This is a genomic window from Ensifer sp. (assembly GCF_035999185.1).
Classification (GTDB): Bacteria; Pseudomonadota; Alphaproteobacteria; order Rhizobiales; family Rhizobiaceae; genus Ensifer.
Genome location: NZ_DASYHB010000034.1, coordinates 1 through 3,027 on the forward strand (window position 1 = coordinate 1; position 3,027 = coordinate 3,027).

2 protein-coding genes and 1 pseudogene are annotated in these 3,027 nt (G+C 62.2%); all 3 read right to left on the reverse strand.

Features of this window, described 5'->3' with window-relative positions:
• Positions 1-439: 439 nt before the first annotated feature.
• Positions 440-778, reverse strand: coding sequence for a ferredoxin FdxA (fdxA, locus tag VGO04_RS03330; protein WP_327494537.1), 339 nt, complete (start codon positions 776-778; stop codon positions 440-442).
• A 203-nt stretch (positions 779-981) separates the two neighbouring features.
• Positions 982-1,395 carry an RNA-binding S4 domain-containing protein gene (locus tag VGO04_RS03335; RefSeq protein WP_327494538.1) on the reverse strand — a complete coding sequence of 138 codons (414 nt, stop codon included), beginning with the start codon at positions 1,393-1,395 and terminating at the stop codon, positions 982-984.
• A gap of 8 nt (positions 1,396-1,403) precedes the next feature.
• Positions 1,404-3,027, reverse strand: a pseudogene (locus VGO04_RS03340) (helicase); the annotation flags it as partial.

The following is a 3,027-nucleotide window of genomic DNA, read 5'->3' on the forward strand; positions in this document are numbered from 1 at the left end:
TCGAAGATTTTTTCTGCTGGGTCGTCATTCGTTTCAAAAACTCCCTGTTTCGCGCCGGCCATTATGGCCGGGGCCGGGTCAGTGAGGCCCGGGATAGACGGGGATACCGCCGGGTGGGTACATCCTGGTCCGTCCAAGGAAGGCAAACAGCCTCATCAAACGCGATCACAACAGTGCAACGCAATGCTGCGTATCTGGGAAAAGCCGCGTTTTGGAGATCGTTTGCTTTCGTGATGGTTTTCGGGCGCGCAAAAACACCCTCTGTGGATCAGTGGAAGGAACCTATCACAAAAAAGTGCCGAAATCAATAATTTGCTGCATGGCAGCCATCAAGCCACCATTCTCGCAACTGCGAGCGCTGTGTGTGTTTTCCCCAGCTTTGGCGCCGGGGTTGTCGCCTGCGCTTTGTCGGCGCCGGCGAACGGAACGCCCGCTCGCCTCAGTCGCCCTGTCCCGGCTCGGCCGAAAAGAACTGCTCGTACTTGCCTTCGACGCCGTCCATTTCCTTGGCTTCCGGCATCGCATCACGCTTGACCGTGATGTTCGGCCACTTGCTGGCGAAATCAGCGTTCAGTTTCAGCCACATATCAAGGCCCGGCTCGGTGTCCGGCTTGATCGCTTCGGCCGGACATTCCGGTTCGCAGACGCCGCAGTCGATGCACTCGTCCGGATGGATGACGAGGAAGTTCTCGCCCTCGTAGAAGCAGTCCACGGGGCAGACTTCGACACAGTCGGTATACTTGCAGCGAATGCAATTGTCGGTCACGACATACGTCATGAGGTACTCCAGCCGATGCTCACGTTTGATGGCAGACGGCAATCAATGGTGATGCTCTTCGTCCGCGCATGCTAGGAATGTCCGGCGCGCATAGCTGCCGAAGCAAGACCGATGCACCCAACGTGGGTCTGTCAGGTAAAGGCTTTATGGACCCTTTGCAAGAATATTCAATGCGCCAAACGCCGTCGCAAAGGCAGAGTTTTCTAATCCTCGCGCGGATCGAAATCCGGTTTCAGCCGATCGGTTTCCCGGCGCTCTTTCTTCGTGGGTCGTCCCGCCCCACGGTCGCGCGTGGCAAGATCGAAAGCAGAGAGCTTTTCCTTCGGCTGCTCAGGGGTGAGATCGTCATAAAGAAGCCGCGCTTCCTCGTAGGGACCACGCCGTTCTCCTGCCCCAAGCACCCGCACGATCAGATCGCGGCGGTCGAGGGCGAGCGTCAGCACGTCCCCCACCTTGACCTGAAACGACGACTGCGTCGTTCGCTGCTCGTTGACAGCGACGCGCCCGTCCTCGATCGCCTTCTGTGCCAGCGACCGGGACTTGATCAGCCGCGTGAAAAACAGCCACTTGTCGAGACGCTGGCGCGATGCCGGGTTGGACGTGGACTGTTTTTCCATAGCCTGCCTTACTTCTTCATCTGCTCCTTGAGCGCCGCGAGCTTGGCGAAAGGCGAATCCGGATCCACCGGCTTTTCGCGACGCGGCGGACGCGCCTCGAACTTGCCCTGGCCCGGCTTGCCGCCGCGGTCGTGACGCTCGTGGCGTTCGCCACGGTCCTGACGCGAGCCTTCCGGCTTGCCGCCTTCGTGACGCTTGCCACGCGCCGGCTGACCGCCCTTGCGCCCGCCTTCACGTCCTTCATCCCGACCTTGTCCCTGGCCGTGACCATGGCGCTGGCCGCCACGGCGCTGCTCGCCCTGCGGGCGACCACCCTGGCGCTGGTTGTCCTGACGGGTGCCCGGACGCCAGAGAAGCACGGGCTTGGCTTCAACCGGTTCGCCGGCCTCAGTTACCTCTGCTTCAGCAGGCAGCACGTCGCTCGAGACAACAGCAACCTCGACTTCAGCCTTGTCGGCTTCGGACACAGAAGCATCGGCTGCTGCAGCCTCGGCCTGTTCGGCGCCGCCGTCGGTATCCGCGTCATCAACTGCGGCAACCGGTTCGGAACTGACTGTGGCATCGGCCGGTGCCCCGCCCTGGCTGGCAAGGAAGGCCGCAGCCTCCTCGGCCTTGACGCTGTCGGCCCGGTAACCGAGACCCTTCAGGATCTCTTCCATATCGTCTGGCGTTGCACCGAGGATCGAGAGCATCGATGTGGTCGCCGTGAAACGACGGCCGTCATAGGCGCCTTCCGGACGCGGCTGCGCGCCCGGCTTCCACTGCAGGAGCGGCCGGATGAGATCAGCCAGACGCTCGAGGATGTCGATGCGCACGGCGCGCTTGCCGAGGAAACGGAAGCCCGCCAGCTTGTAGAAGGTCCGCTCGAACGAGGGGTCGGTGACAACGGAGGTACGACCGGCAGCGAGCATCGGAATGAGATCGCCGTAGCCGGGCTTGTCGAGACCGTCGTTCTTCAACGCCCAAAGCAGCGTGATGAGTTCGGCCGGAGCCGGCTTCAAAAGCGCCGGCAGGAAAATGTGGTAGGCGCCGAAACGGACACCATACTTGCGGATCGAGGCGCGGCCGTCCTGGTCGAGCGACTTCACGTCCTCGGCGACGTCGCGGCGGAAGAGCACGCCGAGATTTTCGACGAGCTGGAAGGCGAGGCCCTTGGCGAGACCTTCGAGATCCTCAGCGCGCGAGATATCGTCGAGCGGCTTCAAGACCGTGCCGATGTGATGGTTCACGAAGCGCTCGATGCGGGCGACGACATGCTCGCGGGCATTGGCCTGCAGCTGATCGTCGGCCAACAGGATGACGCGCGGGCGCATGACGTGGTCGCTTGCAGCCAGACGGGCAACGGGATCGCCGAGCCAGCGCACGAGACCGTCGGACGACAGCGCCAGGTCGTTGTTGCCGGAAGCGTGCAGACGGGCAGCCCGCGCTTCGAACTCGAGCGCCAGCGCCTTCTGCGCAGCACCCTGCACAGCCTTGGCATCCGGACCGTCGCCGCCGGTCGCCAGCGTAAACCGGAAACCGGTTAGTTGTCCTACGTGGTGTCCTTCGACGAAGACATCACCATTCACACTGATTTCAGCTTCCAGCATAGCATTCTCTCTCAGGCGCTTCATGAGCACAGATGTCCTGCGA